Source organism: Symbiobacterium thermophilum IAM 14863, assembly GCF_000009905.1.
Lineage (GTDB): Bacteria > Bacillota > Sulfobacillia > Symbiobacteriales > Symbiobacteriaceae > Symbiobacterium > Symbiobacterium thermophilum.
In genome coordinates this window covers 139,591-158,348 of sequence record NC_006177.1, presented here as the reverse complement: position 1 = coordinate 158,348, position 18,758 = coordinate 139,591, and the positions used below count along the sequence as shown (strand labels likewise).

Here is an 18,758-nt window from a genome sequence, read left to right as displayed (position 1 = left end):
GTGGCAATCGGGTTCATCGGCATGGGCAACATGGGGCGGCTCCTGGTCACCGCCCTCGTGCGTGCGGGCGCGCTGCAGCCGGATGAGGTTCTGATCTACTCCCGCTCGCCGGAGAAGCGGCGCCGGGTTACCGCCGCGCTGCCCGGGGTGCAGGAGGCCTACGGGGGAGGCGATCTCGCGCGCCGGGCCGGGGTCGTCTTCCTCTGCGTCAAGCCCCCCGAGACCGCCGGGGTGCTGGAGGAGATCGGGCCGTACATAACCGCGGACCACCTGCTGGTCACCATCAACAACACGGTCACTCTCGCCATGCTGGAGGCGAGGACGCCGGCCCGTGCCGCAAAGGTGATCCCTTCCGTGGTCCACGCCGTCCGTCGCGGCGTCTCGCTGCTGGTCTTCGGAGGGCGCTGCACCCACCGCGACCGGGCGCTGCTCATGCGGCTGATGGGCGCCGTCAGCCGGCCGTTCGTGGTGCCGGAGGAGGCCGTGCGCACCGCCTCCGACCTGACCGCGTGCGGCCCCGCCTTCCTCAGCCTGGTCCTGCACGCGATGGCGGAGGCGGCGCGCGGGAAAGCCCCGGCTCTCTCCCGGGAGGCCGTGATGGCCATGGTACGGGAGACGGCCCGGGCCACCTGCGAGCTGATGGAGCAGACGGGGTATGACTTCGCGGACGTGGCCGCCCGGGTCGCCACCCCGGGGGGCGTGGCCGCGGCGGGCGTCGACGCGCTGCACCCTCGGCTGGACGGGTTCTGGGAGGCGGTACTCGCCGCCACCGCCGCACACGAGGCCGCGAAGCGGGCGCAACTGGTCCTCTAGACCGCGGGAAGGCCGCTCCCTGCCGGGAGCGGCCTTCGCCGTGCGTGGCCCCGGACCGGGCCGCGGCGCCGCCCGGGTTAAGGCTGCGCCTCCTGTGCGGCCTCCGGGATGGTGATCTTGCGCCTTCTCGGCTTGGGCCGCTGCCACCGGAACACCCGGCTCAGCAGGTCGTAGATGGCCGTCGAGTGCTTGGCCAGCACCGGACCGAGCACGGCCAGGATGAGGACGTACAGCGCCGCGAAGGGCTGGAGGACCGGCAGCAGGCCTCCGGCCACGCCGAGGTTCGCCATGACGATGGAGAACTCGCCGCGGGCCACGATGGTCAGGCCGATGTTGGCCGAGGCCTTGTGCGACAGCCCGGAGGTCCGACCGGCCAGCATGCCGGCGGCGAAGTTGCCAACCATGCTCACCGCCGCGGCGATCACGGCCGGCACGACCGCACCGCCGAGCCCCACGGGGTCGATGGAGAGGCCGAAACTGAAGAAGAACAGGGCCCCGAAGAAATCGCGGAATGGCAGGATGAGGTGCTCCACCCGCTCCCGATGGTCGCTCTCCGCCAGGGCCAGGCCGAAGAGGAGCGCGCCGATGGCCTCGGCCACGTGCAGCGACTCGCCGAAGCCCGCGATCAGGAAGAGCGCGCCGAAGACCACCAGGATGAACAGCTCGGCGCGCCGGGAGAGTGCGGACCCAGCCGGTACCACTTGATCATCAGGTCGTTGACGTCCATGTCCATCTCTTCGAGGACCTTGGGCTGGTACGCCAGGCCGCCCACGATGGCGGCCACCTGGCGCGCCTCGGTGTCGTCCAGGGTCACCATCGAGACCGGCTCATCCGGGTCCTCCTGGTCGAAGTGGTAGATGGCGCGCCGCCCGTCGTCGTGCACCACCACCATCTTGTCGCCGCTGCGGGTCTCGATGAGGAACTTGCGACCGATCCCGGGGAGATCGGTCTCCCGAATGCCAGGCATGACGAATCCTCGCTCCAGCATGACGAAAACGCACAGAATGAACCTGCGTGACCATAAGAGTGATTTCACGAACCAGTTGGTTCACGTAATCACCCGGATCCACTTGCCAATGGTGGAGGCCGCTCCCGGGTCAGGGAGCGGCCTCGGTGATGCGCTTATCCGCCCTGCGCCAGCGGCCGGAGGGCCTCCGCGAGCTGCTCCAGCTCCTCCTCCGTGTTGTAGAAGCCCGCGGAAAGCCGGAGGCTGCGCGGGTGAGGCACCGTGCGGACGATGATGCGCTGCTGCGCCAGGGCCTTCAGCACGCGTTCGGCGTCGGTCTCCACCTGGAAAGTGACCAGTCCCGCGGTCTCGGCCGGGGTGACGACCGTCACCCCGGGCACCCGGGCCAGCAGTTCCCGCGCGGTTGCAGCCAGGCGGCGGATCCGCGCGTACGCCCAGTCCGTGCCCACCTCCTCGGTGAGCCAGCGGCACGCGGCCAGCTGGCCCGCCAGGTTGGCCGGCTGCACCGTGCCCTGCTCCAGCTTCTGGACGCCGCCCTTGGGCAGCAGGCCGGCGTACATGTCATAGGCCTGGGCGGTGCCGTATCCGGCGAAGGTGATGCGCAGCTGGGCCGCCGCCGTCCGGGACCCGTACAGGGCACCGACGCCCTCCGGGCCGCAGAGCCACTTCTGCCCGGTCACCGCGTAGAAGTCGACCCCCAGCTCCTTCACGTTCACCGGGATGGCGCCGAAGGACTGCGCGCCGTCGACCAGCACCAGCACCCCGTGCCGGTGCGCCACCTCGGCGATCTCCCGGATGGGCAGCACCGCCCCGGTGATGAAGGAGACGTGGGAGAGGGAGATCAGCTTGGTGCGCGGGGTGATCAGCCGCTCGATCACCGCCGGCGCCTCCTCGGGCCGGTTCAGCACGTCCGCGATCCGGATGGTGATATTGTACCGCTCGCGGGCGGCAAACAGCGGGAACAGCGCGCCCGGATGCTCCAGGTTGGTGGTGATGGCCTCATCGCCGGGCTGCCAGTTCACCCCCAGCGTGACCAGGTTCATTCCGTCGGTCGTGTTCTGGGTGAGGGCGATCTCCTCGGGCTCGCAGCCGAGCAGCGCCGCATGCTTCGCACGGACCTGGGCCTTCAGCTGGTTCAGCTTTACGTAATACTCCGTCGCGATGCGCCCCTCCGCCGCCTGGGCCGCCAGCGATTCGACCATGGCGGCGCGCACCGGCTCGGGCAGGGGGCCGGCGGTTCCGGTGTTCAGGTAGACCTGGCTGCTCAGGGCCGGCAGCTGGGACCGGATCTGGGTCAGCTTTTCCATGCACGCACCTCCCGGGCAAATCAGGGCGCACAGCAGGAAGCCCGCCGTCTGCGCCACTCCTATTATAATCCTCCCGGCGCGGACAGGGGCTCCAGGACGTAGACCACGCCGCTCCGGTCCAGCCAGGCCCGCCGGAACAGCTCGCGGCGGTAGACCCGCCGCACCTCGGGGTCGGAAGGCGCGGCGGGGTCGTTCACAATCACATCCCCCTCCGGGGTGAAGCCGCGCACCACCAGGATGTGGCCCGCCGTCCGGGCGATGGGCGCGTTGGGCAGCCACGACCGGTCGTACGCCACCGAGGCGATGAGCGGCCGCCGGCGGGCGATCCACCGCTCCAGTTCGGCGAAGCTGCCGAACCGGTCCACGTACGCCCGGAAGCCCCGGGTGGAGGCGTAGGCGGTGTTGAACGGCCAGTTTCCGTGGCCCCGGTAGGCGGCGTCGTAGACCCCCGGGACCGTCTCCCCGGGAATCGACTCCACGTGGCCGTAGTAGGCCATCACCATCGCCAGCGAGACCGGGCTGCACCAGACGTTCCCGCCGTCGGGGAAGACCATCTGGGACCGCATGGGCACGTCCAGCTCCACCCCCCAGGCGTCCCGGTGCGGCGGCTCGCCGCTGCGCTCATCCTTCCGGGCGGCGGCCAGCCAGAGCCGGCGGAGCGCCGCGGCCCTCAGCGTCACCCGGAACTGGTACGCCCGGGCGGGGCGGTCGAGCAGCAGCGTGTCGGTCTCCAGCCGGCCGAAAGGCGGATGCACCTGGTCGGGGACGGAGGCACGCTCGCCGGTGGAGGACCAGCGGCCGAAGCTGAACCAGGGCGACCAGTCGTCGCCGACGCGCACCCGCAGGGAAACCTCGATCAGCTCCCCCTCACCGTTCCAGGAGGCCACGGCCCAGTCGAAGGGCGCGGCCTCCTGCTCAGGTGCCGTCCAGGTTCCGTCGCCGACCAGCCCCTCCGGCCCCGCCCGGGTGCCCTGGTGGTCGCCGGCGGCAAAGGCGTTGCAGGGATAGAGCGCCACAGCCGCCCCTCCTCTACTTCTTCGTGCGGGGATCCAGGGCGTCCCGCAGGCCGTCGCCCAGCAGGTTAAACGCCAGCACGGTGAGCATGATCATCACGCCCGGCGCGAGGGACATCCAGGGGGCGTGCCGGAGGTACGAACGGCCCTCGTAGATCATGGAACCCCAGGTGGCCGTGGGCGGCTGCACCCCCAGCCCCAGGTAGCTGAGGGACGCCTCGCTCATGATCGCCCCGGGGATGCCCAGGGTCACTGCCACGATGATCGGCCCCAGCGCGTTGGGCAGGATGTGCCGGAGGATCACCCGCGCGTCGCTGGCCCCGGCGGCCCGGGCCCCTTCCACGAACTCCCGCTCCTTCAGGGCCAGCACCTGGCCGCGGGTGAGCCTGGCCATGCCGGCCCAGCCCACCACCGACAGGGCGATGAACAGGTTGATGAGCCCCCGGCCGAGGGCGAACATGATCGCAATCGCAAACAGCAGGTCCGGGAAGGCGAACAGCACGTCCACCGTGCGCATGATGACCCGGTCCACCCGGCCGCCGTAGTAGCCCGCGAGCGCGCCCATCGTCACGCCGATCACCATGACGATGGCCTCGGCGACGAAGCCGACGAGCAGCGAGACGCGCGCCCCGTAGATCACGCGCGAGAACACGTCGCGGCCCAGGTGGTCGGCGCCGAGCCAGTACTTGCCCTCTCCCAGCGCGTCAAAGGGTGTACCGGGCTTGGCCAGCTTCAGGAAGAGGTCCTGCTTGTTGGGATCGGCCGGAGCGAGCCAGGGGGCGAGGATCGCCATGAGGATGAGCAGGACGATGAAGATCAGGCCCGCCATCGCCAGCTTGTGCTGCCGCAGCCGGTCCCAGGCGGTCCTGCTCCTGGGCTCGGCGCCCGCCGCCGCAGGCGCCCTTACCTCAGCGGTTGCCGCCATGGCCTCTGCTCCTTTCCTACGTCATGCGGATGCGCGGATCGACCAGCGAGTAGCTGATGTCCACGAGGATGTTCATCACCACGAAGATCACCGCGGTGAGCAGCACCGTGGCCTGGATCACCGGGAAGTCCAGGGCGTTGAGCCCCCGGATCGTCACCAGCCCCAGGCCGGGGATCCCGAACACCGACTCGGTGAGGATGGAGCCGGTGAGCAGCCCGCCGATCTCCAGGCCCACCACGGTGATGACCGGGATCAGGGCGTTCTTCAGCGCGTGCTTGAAGACGACGACCCGCCCGCTGAGCCCTTTGGCCCGGGCGGTGCGGATGTAGTCCTGGCTGACCACGTCCAGCATGGAGGAGCGCGTGTACCGGGCGATCGAGGCCGCGTAGCGCGTGCCCAGCACCAGTGCGGGCAGAATCAGGTGCTTCAGCGTGTCAAACCCCGAGATCGGCAGCCATCCCAGCCGGTAGCCGAACAGCAGCTGGGCCACCATGGCCACCCAGAAGACCGGGGCGGAGATGAACGAGAGCGCCGTCACGGTGGCCATGTAGTCGATGGCTGTCCCGCGGTTCAGCGCCGACAGGATGCCGATGGGCACCCCGATGACGACGGAGACCAGCACCGCTGACGCCGTGAGCTTCAGGGTAGCGGGCATGGCGCTGCGGATCATGTTCATCACGGGCTGCTGGGTCTGAAACGACCTGCCCAGGTCCCCCCGCAGCGCTCTCAGAAGAAAATCCGCATACTGCACCGGCAGGGGGCGGTCCAGCCCCATCTCCCGGCGGATGCGCTCGATGGTGGCCGGGTCCGCCTTCTTCTCGAACGCGACGGTCACCGGGTCGCCGGGGACCACGTGCATCAGGATGAAGGTGATGAGGCTGACCCCCAGCAGGACGGGAATGCCGGACCAGAGCCGGCGCACGATGTAGGCGAGCAAGGCAATCCTCCCCGATTGCCAATCGGGGTGGGGACCCGGCCAGGCCGCGGCCCCCACCGCCCGATGGCTGCAGCGTTATTGGACGTCCTTCCAGACCGTCTTGTAGTCGTACACGAAGACCGGGTTGAGCTGGAAGCCGTGCACGTACGGCTGGCTGACGAAGTAGGACTTCAGGTGCCACAGCGGAATCATCGCGTACTCCTCGTACAGCAGCCGCCGCTCCAGCTCCTGATAGTCCCGGCTGCGCCGCTGGACGTCGGTGTCGATCCGCGCCCGCTCCAGGATCGCGTCGACCTCCGGGTCGTTGACGCCCACCGACATCGCCGTGGAGCTCGAGGAATGGAAGAAGGTCCAGAGGAAGTTGTCCGGGTCGGGATAGTCGGCGTACCAGTTGCCCTGGTTGGCCGGGATCTCGCCCCGGGAGCGTGCGGCCGCATACGTGGCCGAGTCGTAGATCTCCACCACGTAGTTGAGGCCCACCTCGGCGAGCATCTGCTGAATCGCCAGGTTGGTGTCCGTCACCTTGTCTCCGCCGCGCTGCCAGGCGGTGATCGTCAGCCCCTCGAAGCCGTTCTCCCGGATGATCTGCCGCGCCCGCTCGGGGTCATAGGGGAACCCGGGTGCGTCCGTGAGCGCACCGACGATCCCCGGGGAGGTCAGGCCGGCGGCCGGGATGCCGGTGCCGTTGTGGATGGTGTCGATGATCTTCTGCCGGTCGATGGCCAGCGACACGGCCTCCCGCAGCCGCTTGTCAGGGTAGAACCGGTGGTTCAGGACCAGGTAGTAGGTGTTCAGGGTCGTGGTCTCCCAGATCTTCCACCGGCCCGACTGCGTGGCGTTCTCCCACTCCACGGTGGGGATGTCGTTGCTGTCGAGGTTGCCCATCTCGAACTCGAGCCAGCGGGTCGACTCATCGGCGATCACCCGGTACTCGATGGCGTCCAGGAACGGATAGCCCTCCTCGAAGTAGTCCGGGTTGCGCTCCAGCACGATCAGCTCATTGGGACGCCACTCCTTCAGCTTGAACGGGCCGGTGCCGACGGGCTCCCGGGCGAAGGCCTCGCCCTTCTCCGCGGCGTAGTCGGCCGGCAGGATCGAAGCCGGCGCGGTGGCCAGGTTGCTCAGAAACGGCCCGAACGGCTCCTTCAGGGTGATCTCAAAGGTGTAGGGGCCCGTGACTTTCAGGCCGGCCAGCTCGGTGGCCTTGCCCTCCAGCATCTCGTCCGCGCCGACGATGTCGTGGAACACCCAGGTGTTCTTGGCCATCGTCGCGGGGTTGAGCATGCGCTCAATCGTATACTTGACGTCCTTGGTGGTCAGCTCGACCCCGTTGTGGAACTTCACGCCCTCCCGGAGCCGGAAGGAGTACGTGCGCCCGTCCGCGGACACGGTCGGCATCTCGGCCAGCAGCTCGGGCTCCAGCTCCAGCGTGGTGCCCCTGTAGCGGACCAGGGTGTTGAACAGGTTTCGGGCCAGGCGGTACACCTGCAGCGTCGTGTCCAGCTGCGGGTCCATCACCGCGGGCTCGGCGCCGATGGCCATGCGGTAGGTGCCGCCGTAGACCTCGCCGTTGGGCCCCCGCCGCGGCCCGCCGGACGGGTCGGTTCCGCCCGTGCCGCCCTGGCCCGAGCCGTCCTGGGACGTACTCGTACCGCCGTCCGGCCCCTGGGTCTCCGCCGGCCGGGAACAGGCCGCCATGGCGAGCATGGCGACAGCCAGCAGCAGCGCGGTCAGACGTGAGGGACGCTTCATCCTCCTACCCCTCCCATATGGTGACCGGGAGCCTCCCCCCTCTGTGCCTTTCCCGGTCTGTAGTGTTCATCAGAATTCCCCACCGCCCGTTGTATTCCTCTTCCATCTAGGGGGAATATACAAAATACGATACTCACAAACTCGTACCTGACCGCGCGGAAAACCGCCCCGGCCCATGCCGGGGCGGTCCTGTGAGCGCGCATCCGGCGCTATCGGCCCCAGACCAGCGGGACCCAGAAGCAGCCGATCAGCGTGATGGTGGCGATGGCCGCCAGGTTGAGGAAGAAGCCCACCCGGATCATCTGCCGGATCGTCACCCGGCCGGAGCTGAACACGATGGCGTTGGGCGGCGTGCCCACGGGCAGCATGAACGCCAGCGAGCCGGCCAGGGCGGCCACGACCATCAGGCCCGTGGGTGCGGCGCCCAGCGCGGTGGCCAGGCTCGCCATGATCGGCATGAAGATGGCGGCGATCGCCGTGTTGGAGGTGATCTCGGTCAGGAACGTCACCATGGCGGCGACGGCAATCACGATGAGGAAGTACGGCGCCCCCGCCAGAACTTGCAGGAACCCGGCCAGCCACACGGCCACCCCCGTCGACTGGAAGACCTCCGCGATGCAGAAGCCGGCGCCGAAGAGCAGGAGCACGCCCCAGGGCAGTTCCTTCAGGGCAGACTCGTCGAGCAGAAACCCGCCCTCGCCGCCCGGGATGAGGAACAGGAGCGAAGCGCCGAAGATGGCGACCATCGCGTCGCTGATCCCCGGCACGACCCCCTTCAGCAGGAAGGGGTAGGTGATCCACAGCAGGGCGGTGGCGCAGAACACGCCGAGCACCTTTCGCTCCTCGCCGCTCATCGGCCCCAGCTCGGCCATCTGCCTGCGCACCCATTCCCGGCTGCCGGCGACCTCGGCAAAACCGGGCGGCATGACCCACAGCAGGATGCGCCATGCGACGAGCGTGAAGACGAGGAACATGGGAACGCCCACCAGCATGTAATCGAAGAAACTGATCTCAACGCCCAGCGTCGAAGCCGCGACGCCCACCATGATCGCGTTGGGCGGCGAGCCGATGATGCTGCCGACGCCGCCAATGGAGGCCGCGTAGGCAATCGCCAGCAGGATCAGGGCGGAAAATGGCTCTTGATCTGGGTACACCTTTTCGCCGTTCCTCACCCGCAGTTCGGTGATCTGCTTGACGACCGCGATGCCGATGGGCAGCATCATCATCGCCGTCGCGCTGTTGGAGATGAAGGCGGAGAGCACGCCGGTGGCCAGCATGAAGCCCAGGACAAGCCTGGACGGACTGGTGCCCACCGCGCTGATGACCGCCAGCGCGATACGCCGGTGCAGGTTCCAGCGCTCGATCGCCACCGCGATGATGAACCCGCCGAGGAACAGGAAGAGGGTCGGATCGGCGTAGGCAGACACCACCTCCCCCACCGAGCCCAGCCCCAGTACGGGGAACAGAATGACCGGAAGCAGGCTGGTGATGGGGATGGGGATGGCCTCGGTCACCCACCACGCGGCGATCCAGGCGGTGCCGGCCAGCGCCGCCACGCCTTCGGGTCCCAGGCCGGCCGGCCGGAAGAACAGGTAGATGAGCAGACAAAGCGTCGGGCCAAGTACGAGTCCGATTCTCTGCGCCAGGTTCAGGGACAGCTGTTTCTCCCCCGCAACCGTCGCCCTTGCGCCTTGCACGATCACGCTATCTCTCCTTCCCAGCGTCGGTGCAGCAGCCCATGCGCCCGTTTCAACCCGGATTTGACACCACCGTTTGGCAGACGGGCCAATTGCGAGGATATGGTAAATTCCCAAGTCAAAGCTTAACGCGGCGCCCTTTTTTCCGTCAATTGCACAAACAGACTATAGCCCCGGACCCGTCCGCAGTAGACGGGCCCGGGGCTTCCGTATCAGCCCGAAGCCGCTTCAGGCGCTCAGGATGCGGCGCACGTCGTCGCCATCCAGCGTCTCCCGGTCCGAAAGCTCGACCACCAGTGCGACCAGCCGGTCTCGATTCGTCTCGATCAGGCTCCGGACCTCCCGATACAGCCGGTCCAGCAGCGCCTGCACCTCCCGCTCGATGGCGGCGGCCGACTCTTGAGAGAGGTTCTGCACGCCGGGCCAGTCGGTGTCGGGCACCGCCATCAGGCCCACCGACTGACCCATGCCGTAGCGGCTGATCATCTCCCGGGCCACCTGGGTCGCCCGCCTCAGGTCGTCCTGGGCGCCGGTGGACCGCTCGCCCAGGAGCACCTCCTCGGCGGCCAGGCCGCCCAGGAGCATCTTCAGCCGGGCTTCCAGCTCGGAGCGGGTGTAGAGCATCTGGTCCTCCTCGGGCGTGGTCAGGGTGAAGCCCCCGGCACGCCCGCGGGGGATGATGGTCACCTTCTGCACCGGGTCGGCGCCCGGGGTGAGCGTGGCCACCAGGGCGTGGCCCGCCTCGTGCACCGCCACCCGCCGCTTCTCCTCGGGACGGATCATCCGCCCCTTGCGGGCCGGGCCGCCGGCCACCACCCGGTCGATGGCCTCGTCGATCTCGCTCATCGTGATGTGACTGCGCCCCCGGCGCACGGCCAGGATGGCGGCCTCGTTCAGCAGGTTGGCCAGATCGGCCCCCGTAAAGCCGGGGGTTCGCCGCGCGACGGCGGCCAGGTCCAGAGAGGGATCCAGTTGCTTGCCCTTCGCGTGGACCCGCAGGATCTCCTCGCGCCCCGCCGCGTCCGGGGGACCTACGGGGATCTGCCGGTCAAACCGGCCGGGGCGGAGCAAGGCCTTGTCCAGCACGTCGGGCCGGTTGGTGGCCGCCATGACGATGACGCCCTCGTAGGCACCGAAGCCGTCCATCTCGGTGAGCAGCTGGTTCAGCGTCTGCTCCCGCTCGTCGTGGCCGCCGACCACCGCGGCGGAGCCCCGCTGGCGGCCGACGGCGTCGATCTCGTCGATGAAGACGATGCACGGCGCGTTCTTCCGGGCCTGGGCGAACAGCTCGCGCACGCGGGAGGCGCCCATGCCGACGAACAGCTCGACGAAGCTGGAGCCGCTCAGGGCGAAGAAGGGCACCCCCGCCTCGCCGGCCACCGCACGGGCCAGCAGCGTCTTGCCCGTCCCCGGCGGACCGTACAGCAGCACGCCCTTGGGGATGCGCGCGCCGATCGCCCGGTACTTGTCCGGGTTCTTCAGGTAGTCCACGATCTCCTCGAGCTCGCCCTTCACCTCGTCCATCCCGGCGACGTCGGCGAAGGTCACGGGGGACTCCCCGGGCGCCAACGGCTTCACGGTGGACCGGGCGAGCCCGAAGGCGCCGGCCTGCCGCTTCTGCGCCCAGGCAAAAAGGCCGACCATCACGGCGAGCCAGAGCACCGTCGGCAACAGGGTCACCCACCACGGCGTCCGGGTGACCTCATATCGCTGCTCCACTCCGGCCTCCTCCAGCCGCTCCGCCAGGCCGGCCGCGTCCGGCGGCAGGGTCACCGTGAAACTCTCCCCGCCGACCATCTTCCCCTGCAGGACGCGGTCTCTGACGACCGCCTCCTGGACGCGCCGGTCCTCCAGGGCATCCAGGAAGGCCGAGTACGACAGCTCCGTCGGCCGGGTCGTCAGCGGCGGAAGGAAGAAGAACTGAAGGAGCCAGAGCCCGAACAGCACCATCAGGATGCGCTTGGTTACTTCACGTGTTCGATCGCTGCTCAAAACGCAGCCGCCTCCTTACTGGCCCCGCGGTTTCTCAGGCGATCGCTCGGAGAGGTCTCTCTGTGTGTCTGTGTTCATGATAACGGTCAATCCTTAGATCCACCTGAGATAGGCAACGTTCGCGGGAGTGTTCTCTCCCAAACCTTTGGACGACCGAACAACAGCGGGGGTCCGTCAATGAGAGCGGTTTTCAGCCCGGAATTGTTCGCGACGGAACAACAAAAAAGGACGCCGCCTGTGTGGCGACGCCCTTTGAGTTCCCGGGTTCAGGCGTTGGCCGCCCGCCCGCAGCAGAACTTGTACTTCTTCCCCGAGCCGCAGGGGCAGGGGTCGTTGCGGCCGACCTTCTTCCCCTCGGCCCGGACCGGCTGCCGCGGCGCGGCGCCCTGGCTGCCCGACTCGATCATGATCCGCGGCCGCTGCGGCTCGCGCACCACCTCGAAAATGAAGAGGTTGCGCACCATGTCCCGCTGGATGGAGCGGATCATGTTGTTGAACATCTCCATGGCTTCCATCTTGTACTCGATCAGCGGGTCGCGCTGGCCGTAGGCCCGCAGGCCGACGCCCTCCCGCAGGTCGTCCATGGCGTCCAGGTGGTCCATCCACTTCTCGTCCACGGTGCGCAGCAGCAGGAACCGCTCCAGCTGCCGCATGGTCTCGGCACCGAGCCGCGCCTCCTTCTCCTCGTAGGCCCGGATGGCCGCCTGCTCGATGACCTTGGCCAGCTTCTCCCGGCCCTCCTGCTCCCGGCGCACGCCCTCGACGGCCGCCTTCAGGTCTTCCACGTTGACGGCGCCCTTGGGGATGCCGTTGTCCTCGGCGAGCGCGACCAGGATGGACGGATCCCACTCCTCGAAGTAGACGTCCTCCGGCACGCCCTCTTCCACGATGGACTGGGCCGTGGCGGCGATGGCGTCCAGGACGACCTCCCGGGTGTCGTGCCCCTCGAGGATCTGGCGGCGCTGCTTGTAGATCAGCTCGCGCTGCGTGTTCATCACGTCGTCGTACTGCAGCACGTGCTTCCGGATGTCGAAGTTGCGGGCCTCGACCTTCTTCTGGGCGTTCTCGATCGCCCGGGAGACCATCGGGCTGTCGATCGGGACGTCGTCCTCGATCCCCAGCTTGTTCATCAGGTTCTGCACCATCTCGCCGCCGAAGAGCCGCATCAGGTCGTCCTCCAGCGACACGTAGAACCGTGACTCGCCGGGGTCGCCCTGGCGGCCGGCGCGGCCCCGCAGCTGGTTGTCGATGCGCCGGGCCTCATGCCGCTCGGTGCCGATGACGCATAGGCCGCCCACGGCCCGCACCTTCTCGGCCTCCTCGGCGCACTTGGCCTCCTCTTCCTTCAGGTACTGCAGGTAGACCTCCCGGGCCGCCTGGACCTCCGGGTCCTGGGACGGGATGATGTCCGTGGCCGCGACGATCAGCTCCGGCGCGTAGCCCTCCGCCCGCATGCGCTGGCGCGCGGCGAAGTCGGGGTTGCCGCCCAGCAGGATGTCGGTGCCGCGGCCGGCCATGTTGGTCGCGATGGTGACGGCGCCGAAGCGGCCCGCCTGGGCGACGATTTCGGCCTCGCGCTCGTGGTGCTTCGCGTTCAGCACCTGGTGCGGGATGCCCCGGCGGGTCAGGATCTGCGAGAGGTACTCCGACTTCTCGATGGAGACGGTGCCGACCAGCACCGGCTGGCCCCGCTTGTGCCGCTCCTCCACGTCGTCGGCCACGGCCTTGAACTTGGCCTTGACCGTCTTGTACACCACGTCGGGGTGGTCGATGCGGATCATGGGCTTGTTGGTGGGGATGGCGATGACGTCGAGGCCGTAAATCTTCCGGAACTCCTCCTCCTCCGTGAGGGCCGTGCCGGTCATGCCGGCCAGCTTCTTGTACATGCGGAAGTAGTTCTGGAAGGTGATGGTGGCCAGGGTCTGGGTCTCCTCCTCGATCTTGACCCCTTCCTTGGCCTCCACGGCCTGGTGCAGGCCGTCGGACCACCGCCGGCCGAACATCAGGCGGCCGGTGAACTCGTCGACGATGATCACCTGACCGTCCTTCACCACGTAGTCCCGGTCGCGGTGGAACAGCTCCTTGGCCTTGATGGCGTTGTTCAGGTAGTGGACCAGCTGCTGGTTCTCGCCCTCGTAGAGGTGGTCGACGTTCAGCCACTTTTCGACCTTGGCGATGCCCTCCTCGGTGGGGGCGACCCGCTTCTCCTTCTCCTCCACGATGTAGTCCTCATCGCGCTTCAGCCGCTCCGCGATCTTCGCGAAGGTGTAGTACATCTCGGCCGGCTTTCCGGAGGGGCCGGAGATGATCAGCGGGGTCCGGGCCTCGTCGATCAGGATCGAGTCGGCCTCGTCGACGATGGCGTAGAAGAACTCGCGGTGCACCATGTCCTGCGGATGCATGGCCATGTTGTCCCGCAGGTAGTCGAAACCGAACTCGTTGTTGGTGCCGTAGGTGATATCGCAGTTGTACGCCTCGCGCCGCTGCGCGGAGGTCAGCCCGTGCACGATCAGCCCGCAGCTCATGCCGAGGAACCGGTAGATGCGACCGATGTCGTCCCGGCCGACCTTCGCCAGGTAGTCGTTCACCGTGACCAGGTGGCAGCCCCGGCCCAGCAGCGCGTTGAGGTAGAGCGGCATGGCCGCCACCAGGGTCTTGCCTTCGCCGGTCTTCATCTCGGCAATATTGCCCTCGTGCAGCACGATGCCGCCGATCAGCTGGACGTCGAAGGGCCGCCGCCCCGTGGTGCGGATCGACGCCTCGCGCACCACCGCGAACGCCTCGGGCAGGATCTGCTCCAGCGTCTCGCCCCGGGCGATTCGCTCCTTGAACTCGACCGTCTTGTGGGCGAGTTCGGCGTCCGAGAGCTTCTGCATCTCAGGCTCCAGGCTGTTGATCAGGGCCACCGTCCTCTGGTGGCGCTTGACGACCTTCGCGCTGTAGTCGCCAAAGATGCGTTCCAGGATCTTCAAAGCCAACGCTTACACCTTCTTCGCTGTTGTGCCGGTCGGGCCGGCGCACAGATCGTAGGCTCGTCCGTCCGGTGCCCGGACAGCGGCGCGCGTGGGCGCTGATCCGGCGGGGGCCGCCGCGGCGCCGGGCCGGGGACACCGAACCGTCCTTCCCTGTCTTCTGTTTAGATGCGCCGAAGCCCGCGACGAGTTCGCACCCATGCGGGTATCCGCGATATTTTAGCATGCCACGCACGGACAGGCAACGACATTCCCCTGGCAAGTTCAGAAAAGACCGACCACTCTCAGAACCGCATCGGGCCCCCGCGCAGGGCGATGGCCCGGTCCGCCAGCACCCAGAGCCCGCCGGCCACCACCGAATGGCCTCCCAGGACCACCGGGATGGGGCACTCCAGGGCGGCCCGGGTGAATGCCCGCACGAAGGGGTCGCCGATCTGCTCCACGTTGCCCAGGTCCGACTGGAACCGGTCCCACTCGCTGACCCGCCGGCCCCGGTTGGCGAAGAGCACCCGGGTGTCAAAGAAGGCCGCGTCGCACGTCTCGCCCAGCCGCGCGAAAAACCGCTCCGGCCCCAGGTCCTCGATGAGGTCGCCCACCACCGACCGCACCAGCCCCGCGGCCTCCCGCCCCAGGGCCTTCATGCCCCGCTCCTCCGAGAAGACCCGCAGCCGCACCGGAAGGTTCCGGTTGAAGTGCTCCATGATGGCGGAGCCCACCCGGCCGATCAGGGCCACCTCGGGCAGTTCGGCGGCCAGCACGTCGGCCGCGGCGCGCAGCCGCGCATCCGACCACCCGGCCGCCCGCAGCGCGGCCTGGGCCCGGGGGCCGCCCTTGCCGCTGAGCGCGAGGATCAGGTAGTCGGTCGGGGTGTCCAGATCGAAGTTTACCGCCGCGCTGTTGGGGAGCAGCACCCGCTCCATGCCGGTGTCGCGCAGCCTCCATCCCAGGATGTTGTCGTTCTCCGGGGGATCCACCCGTTCCAGGCGGGAGGCCGGCCGCCATGCCACCAGGTCGACGGACTGGACGTTGTTGACCACCACCGTGGGCTCATCCCGGCGCAGGGCGTCCCGAATCCAGGCGATCTCCTCCTGGCCGATCAGCGGCAGGGCCGCTCCGCTCAGGTAGATCACCGCGTCCGCGCCGCTCTCCCGCACGGCCTGCACCAGGCTGCGGCCGAAGTGGAAGCGGTCGCCGCGCGTGTCGAAGATCCGGGCGCCGAGTCGTGCCGCCGCCTCCGCCAGGGCCGGGTGGTTGGTGGCCAGCACGACCTGGTCAAGCCCCGCGGCGCAGAACTTGGCCACCGTGTCCAACGTCACCGCGTGGCGCAGCCCGGTCAGGGTCTCCTGCAGCGGGTTCTCCGCCCGGGGTCCGCCTTCGAAGATGATCGCTGCCGTGCGCACCCTCTTGCCTCCCAGAAAGGACAGCCCCGCCGCCCGACCGGCGGCGGGGCTGGAACACCGTGTGGTTAGTATTCCGGCACCAACAGACCGTAGTCGCCGTCGTGGCGGCGATAGAGCACATTCACCTTGCCCGTGTCGCTGTTGACGAAGACGAAGAAGTCGTGCGAGAGCAGGTCCATCTGCAGGATTGCCTCGTCCACGGTAACGGGTTTGACGGGGAACCGCTTGACCTTGACCACCTTGCCGTCCAGCTCGGCATCCACGCCCTGGTCCTCGGCGCCGGCGACGGCGGCCTCGGGCGAGGCCCCTGCGCCACCTCGCCGGCGGAGCCGGGCACGGTACCGCTGGACCTGCTTCTCCAGCTTGTCGGCCACGAGATCGATGGAGGCATACATGTCGCCCGTGGCCTCCTCGCCCCGCAGGATCCACCCGTTCAAGTCTGCGGTAACTTCGATGATGTGCCGTCCGCGCTCCACATAGAGGTTGGCCTGCGCCTTGATCGGATGGTCGACGAACTTCTCGATCTTGCCAAGCTTCTTCTCGACGTACTCGCGAAGCGCCTTGGTGATCTCGATGTTCTTACCGCGTACCGCAACCTGCATGGCCCCAACTCCTCCCACTTCGTCGGGCCCTGCCGGGCCGTTCTCCGGGTATTGACTCTCTTCCCTTCGGAGGTCCCGTTTCCCTGCCGGGTGCGCTGCCTCTATTCGTATTATCGTTCATGTCTTCCGGATTCATCCCCGGTTTTCCCGGTGGCGGCCGAGATACTCACAGTCTGTGCCTATCCTGGCTGTGGGTATTGGGGATAAGTCTGTTGATAAGGGCTGTCACAAGCTCCGCGCGTGGGGATAACCATGTGGACGCGAGCAGGCCCGGCCGCGGGCGGCGCAGAACAAAGTTTAAGGAAGCAAGCCGGCCACTGACCGGCACGGCGGGACGGAGGGCTAGCAATGGACAACGTCTTCGAGTTTCCGGCGGGGCTTTACGGCTTCCCCGACCTCAAGCGCTTCGTGGTTGTGGACGTTCCCGGCGCCGGCGACGTGGTCAAGCAGCTGGTGTCGACCGAAGATCCCAACGTGGGCTTTACGCTGGTGTTCCCCTTTGCGTTCTTCCCCCGGTACAGCCCGGACATCCCGGAGGAGGAGCTGGTCGCCGTGGGTGCGGAGAGCGCCGAACAGGTGCTGCTCTACGCCATCGCCAGCGTGCCGGAGGACTTCCGGAAGGCGACGGCCAACCTGCGGGCGCCGGTGCTTTTCAACCCGTTCACCCGCAAGGGCCGCCAGGTGATCCTGGGCGACGACCGGTACGGTATCCGCGAGCCGCTTTTCCAGGGGGCCGACCGAATCCCGGCAGAGGAGGGCCGCTGATGCTCGTACTCACCCGACGAGTGGAAGAGTCCATCCTGATCGGCGACGACATCGAGATCAAGATCCTGCAGGTACGCGGCGCCGGGGCCCAGGCCGTGGTTCGGCTGGGCATCGTCGCCCCCAAGTCCGTCACCATCCTGCGCAAGGAGATCTACGACGAGGTGGTGGACGCGAACCGGCAGGCCGCCCAGGCCGCGGCGCCGCTGCCGCCGGACCTGCTCCGGGCTCTGGGCGGCGCCGCGCCGGGCCCGGATCCGGAGGAGGGACCCGGCGGCGAACAGCCCGGTTAGGCGGCCGGGATCGGCTTGTCGGACACGGCGACGACCGCCAGATTTACCGCCCGGGCGCCGGTGGCCCAGAGGACGTCCGCCGCGGCGGACGCCGTCGCGCCGGTGGTGAGCACGTCGTCCACCAGCAGGGCGTGACGGCCCGCCCAGGCGGGCTCGCGCCCCGTCCGCACACCAAAGGCGCGGGCCAGGTTCCGCCACCGGGCGTGCCGGTCGCGGAGGGCCTGCTGCCCGGTGGCGCGCACCCGCACCAGGTCGTCCGCGGCGACCGGCACGCCCAGCTCCGCCGCGAGCCCCCGGGCGATGCACTCCGCCTGGTTGTACCCCCGCTCCCGCTCCCGTATGGGGTGCAGCGGGATGGGCACGATCACGTCCGGCAGATCCTCGACCATCTGCGCCAGGTACCGCCCCAGGGCCTCGCCCAGGGCCTGCCGGCCGCTGAACTTCACGTGGTGGACGGCCGCGCGCAGCACGCCCCGGTGCAGTCCCAGGGCCCAGACCCGGCCGTAGGACGGCGTGATGACGCACTCCGCGCACAGCCCCCAGCCGCCCCGGAGCGGGCGGCTGCAGTTGATGCAGAGCCGCATGTCGAGGGTGAAGGGCATGGCCGCCCAGCAGTCCGCGCAGACCGGCACGGTCTCGGCTACCGTCGCCAGCGGCGGCAGCGGCGCCGGAAGCGGACCGTCGCAGGTGATGCAGGTGGTCCGCTGCGGCCACAGGAGGGTCACCAGACCTTCGAGGATCGTGCGCAACAATGGCGTCACCCCCGCGCGAGTTTCGCCGCGGGGGTGACTTCATCCTTCTTTTTCCAGATGGCCCTCCAGATCCACGATCACGACCCTGGGAGCCGTCGTGGCGGCCACGGCCCGGGCGATGGCCTCCTGGCGGGTCAGGTGGCCCAGCTGCAGCACCAGCGCATGCCCGTACCGGCAGGCCAGCCGGTTCAGGATGGCGGCCGTCTCGTCCCGGGAGCCCAGGTCCACGAGCACCAGCTCGCCGTCGGCAGCGCGGGCGATTCGGTCCAGCGCACCCTCGATCCGGTCCGCCTGGTCCCGCACCAGCACCACGCAGGCCGCCGGCTCATCCGCCGGGTCCCCGCTCGGGCGCAGCCTCCCGATCAGCTCCGCCGCGCGGGCCACGGCGCTCACCAGGCCATACGCCGCCAGGGCCAGCAGCCCCCAGAAGAACGGTCCTTCCCGCACCGCCGCCCCCTCCCGGGAGCCAGCATATGACGGGGGCGACGCGCGGGGTGCCGCGGGGCCCGCGGGCAGGATCCGGCCCGAATACGACCGGGCCCCGCCGCCGCTGCGCGCGAAAGACCGTCCCCGC

The 18,758-nt window shown here is 68.7% G+C and carries 16 protein-coding genes and 1 pseudogene; 3 read left to right on the top strand and 14 right to left on the bottom strand.

Annotated features, from left to right (window positions below; translation table 11 throughout):
* Positions 1–813: an NAD(P)-binding domain-containing protein gene (locus STH_RS00715; RefSeq protein ID WP_011194270.1), complete on the top strand. Its 813-nt coding sequence runs from the start codon at positions 1–3 to the stop codon at positions 811–813.
* A 77-nt stretch (positions 814–890) separates the two neighbouring features.
* Here the strand turns inward: STH_RS00715 and STH_RS00710 are convergent.
* The 12 genes and pseudogenes from STH_RS00710 to hpf all read right to left on the bottom strand — a co-directional run.
* Positions 891–1,478 (bottom strand): annotated as a pseudogene (locus STH_RS00710) (cation:proton antiporter); the annotation flags it as partial.
* Positions 1,439–1,780, bottom strand: coding sequence for a cation:proton antiporter regulatory subunit (locus tag STH_RS00705; RefSeq protein WP_011194268.1), 342 nt, complete (start codon positions 1,778–1,780; stop codon positions 1,439–1,441). The gene STH_RS00705 and the pseudogene STH_RS00710, both read right to left, overlap by 40 nt.
* A 155-nt stretch (positions 1,781–1,935) precedes the next feature.
* A complete protein-coding gene (locus STH_RS00700) occupies positions 1,936–3,087 on the bottom strand; it encodes an aminotransferase class V-fold PLP-dependent enzyme (RefSeq protein WP_011194267.1) in 1,152 nt (383 codons plus the stop codon).
* A 62-nt stretch (positions 3,088–3,149) separates the two neighbouring features.
* Positions 3,150–4,103 (bottom strand): peptidase C39 family protein, encoded by a 954-nt coding sequence (locus STH_RS00695; protein WP_011194266.1) that lies wholly within the window; start codon positions 4,101–4,103, stop codon positions 3,150–3,152.
* Between the two features lie 13 nt (positions 4,104–4,116).
* Positions 4,117–5,025, bottom strand: coding sequence for an ABC transporter permease (locus STH_RS00690; RefSeq protein WP_011194265.1), 909 nt, complete (start codon positions 5,023–5,025; stop codon positions 4,117–4,119).
* Positions 5,026–5,041: 16 nt separating this feature from the next.
* Entirely contained in the window at positions 5,042–5,962 is a 921-nt protein-coding gene (locus STH_RS00685; RefSeq protein WP_011194264.1) for an ABC transporter permease, read from the bottom strand.
* Between the two features lie 75 nt (positions 5,963–6,037).
* Positions 6,038–7,714: an ABC transporter substrate-binding protein gene (locus STH_RS00680; protein ID WP_050742031.1), complete on the bottom strand. Its 1,677-nt coding sequence runs from the start codon at positions 7,712–7,714 to the stop codon at positions 6,038–6,040.
* 209 nt (positions 7,715–7,923) lie between these two features.
* Positions 7,924–9,417: an SLC13 family permease gene (locus STH_RS00675; protein WP_148205437.1), complete on the bottom strand. Its 1,494-nt coding sequence runs from the start codon at positions 9,415–9,417 to the stop codon at positions 7,924–7,926.
* A gap of 222 nt (positions 9,418–9,639) precedes the next feature.
* Positions 9,640–11,403 carry an ATP-dependent zinc metalloprotease FtsH gene (gene ftsH / locus STH_RS00670; RefSeq protein WP_011194261.1) on the bottom strand — a complete coding sequence of 588 codons (1,764 nt, stop codon included), beginning with the start codon at positions 11,401–11,403 and terminating at the stop codon, positions 9,640–9,642.
* A 266-nt stretch (positions 11,404–11,669) separates the two neighbouring features.
* Positions 11,670–14,381: a preprotein translocase subunit SecA gene (secA, locus tag STH_RS00665; protein WP_011194260.1), complete on the bottom strand. Its 2,712-nt coding sequence runs from the start codon at positions 14,379–14,381 to the stop codon at positions 11,670–11,672.
* Between the two features lie 278 nt (positions 14,382–14,659).
* Positions 14,660–15,775 carry a hypothetical protein gene (locus tag STH_RS00660; RefSeq protein WP_011194259.1) on the bottom strand — a complete coding sequence of 372 codons (1,116 nt, stop codon included), beginning with the start codon at positions 15,773–15,775 and terminating at the stop codon, positions 14,660–14,662.
* Between the two features lie 65 nt (positions 15,776–15,840).
* Positions 15,841–16,377, bottom strand: coding sequence for a ribosome hibernation-promoting factor, HPF/YfiA family (hpf, locus tag STH_RS00655; protein ID WP_011194258.1), 537 nt, complete (start codon positions 16,375–16,377; stop codon positions 15,841–15,843).
* Positions 16,378–16,725: 348 nt separating this feature from the next.
* On the opposite strand from hpf, the gene STH_RS00650 reads away from it, so the two are divergent.
* Together STH_RS00650 and csrA are read left to right on the top strand one after the other, a co-directional pair.
* Entirely contained in the window at positions 16,726–17,142 is a 417-nt protein-coding gene (locus tag STH_RS00650; protein WP_011194257.1) for a flagellar assembly protein FliW, read from the top strand.
* A complete protein-coding gene (gene csrA / locus STH_RS00645) occupies positions 17,142–17,432 on the top strand; it encodes a carbon storage regulator CsrA (RefSeq protein WP_011194256.1) in 291 nt (96 codons plus the stop codon). The genes STH_RS00650 and csrA overlap by 1 nt, the downstream gene beginning before the upstream one ends.
* On the opposite strand, the gene STH_RS16680 is transcribed toward csrA, so the two are convergent.
* A complete protein-coding gene (locus STH_RS16680; protein ID WP_050742030.1) occupies positions 17,429–18,184 on the bottom strand; it encodes a ComF family protein in 756 nt (251 codons plus the stop codon). The genes csrA and STH_RS16680 overlap by 4 nt on opposite strands.
* A gap of 39 nt (positions 18,185–18,223) precedes the next feature.
* Positions 18,224–18,631: a glycosyltransferase gene (locus STH_RS00635; RefSeq protein WP_043712932.1), complete on the bottom strand. Its 408-nt coding sequence runs from the start codon at positions 18,629–18,631 to the stop codon at positions 18,224–18,226.
* Positions 18,632–18,758 lie beyond the last annotated feature (127 nt).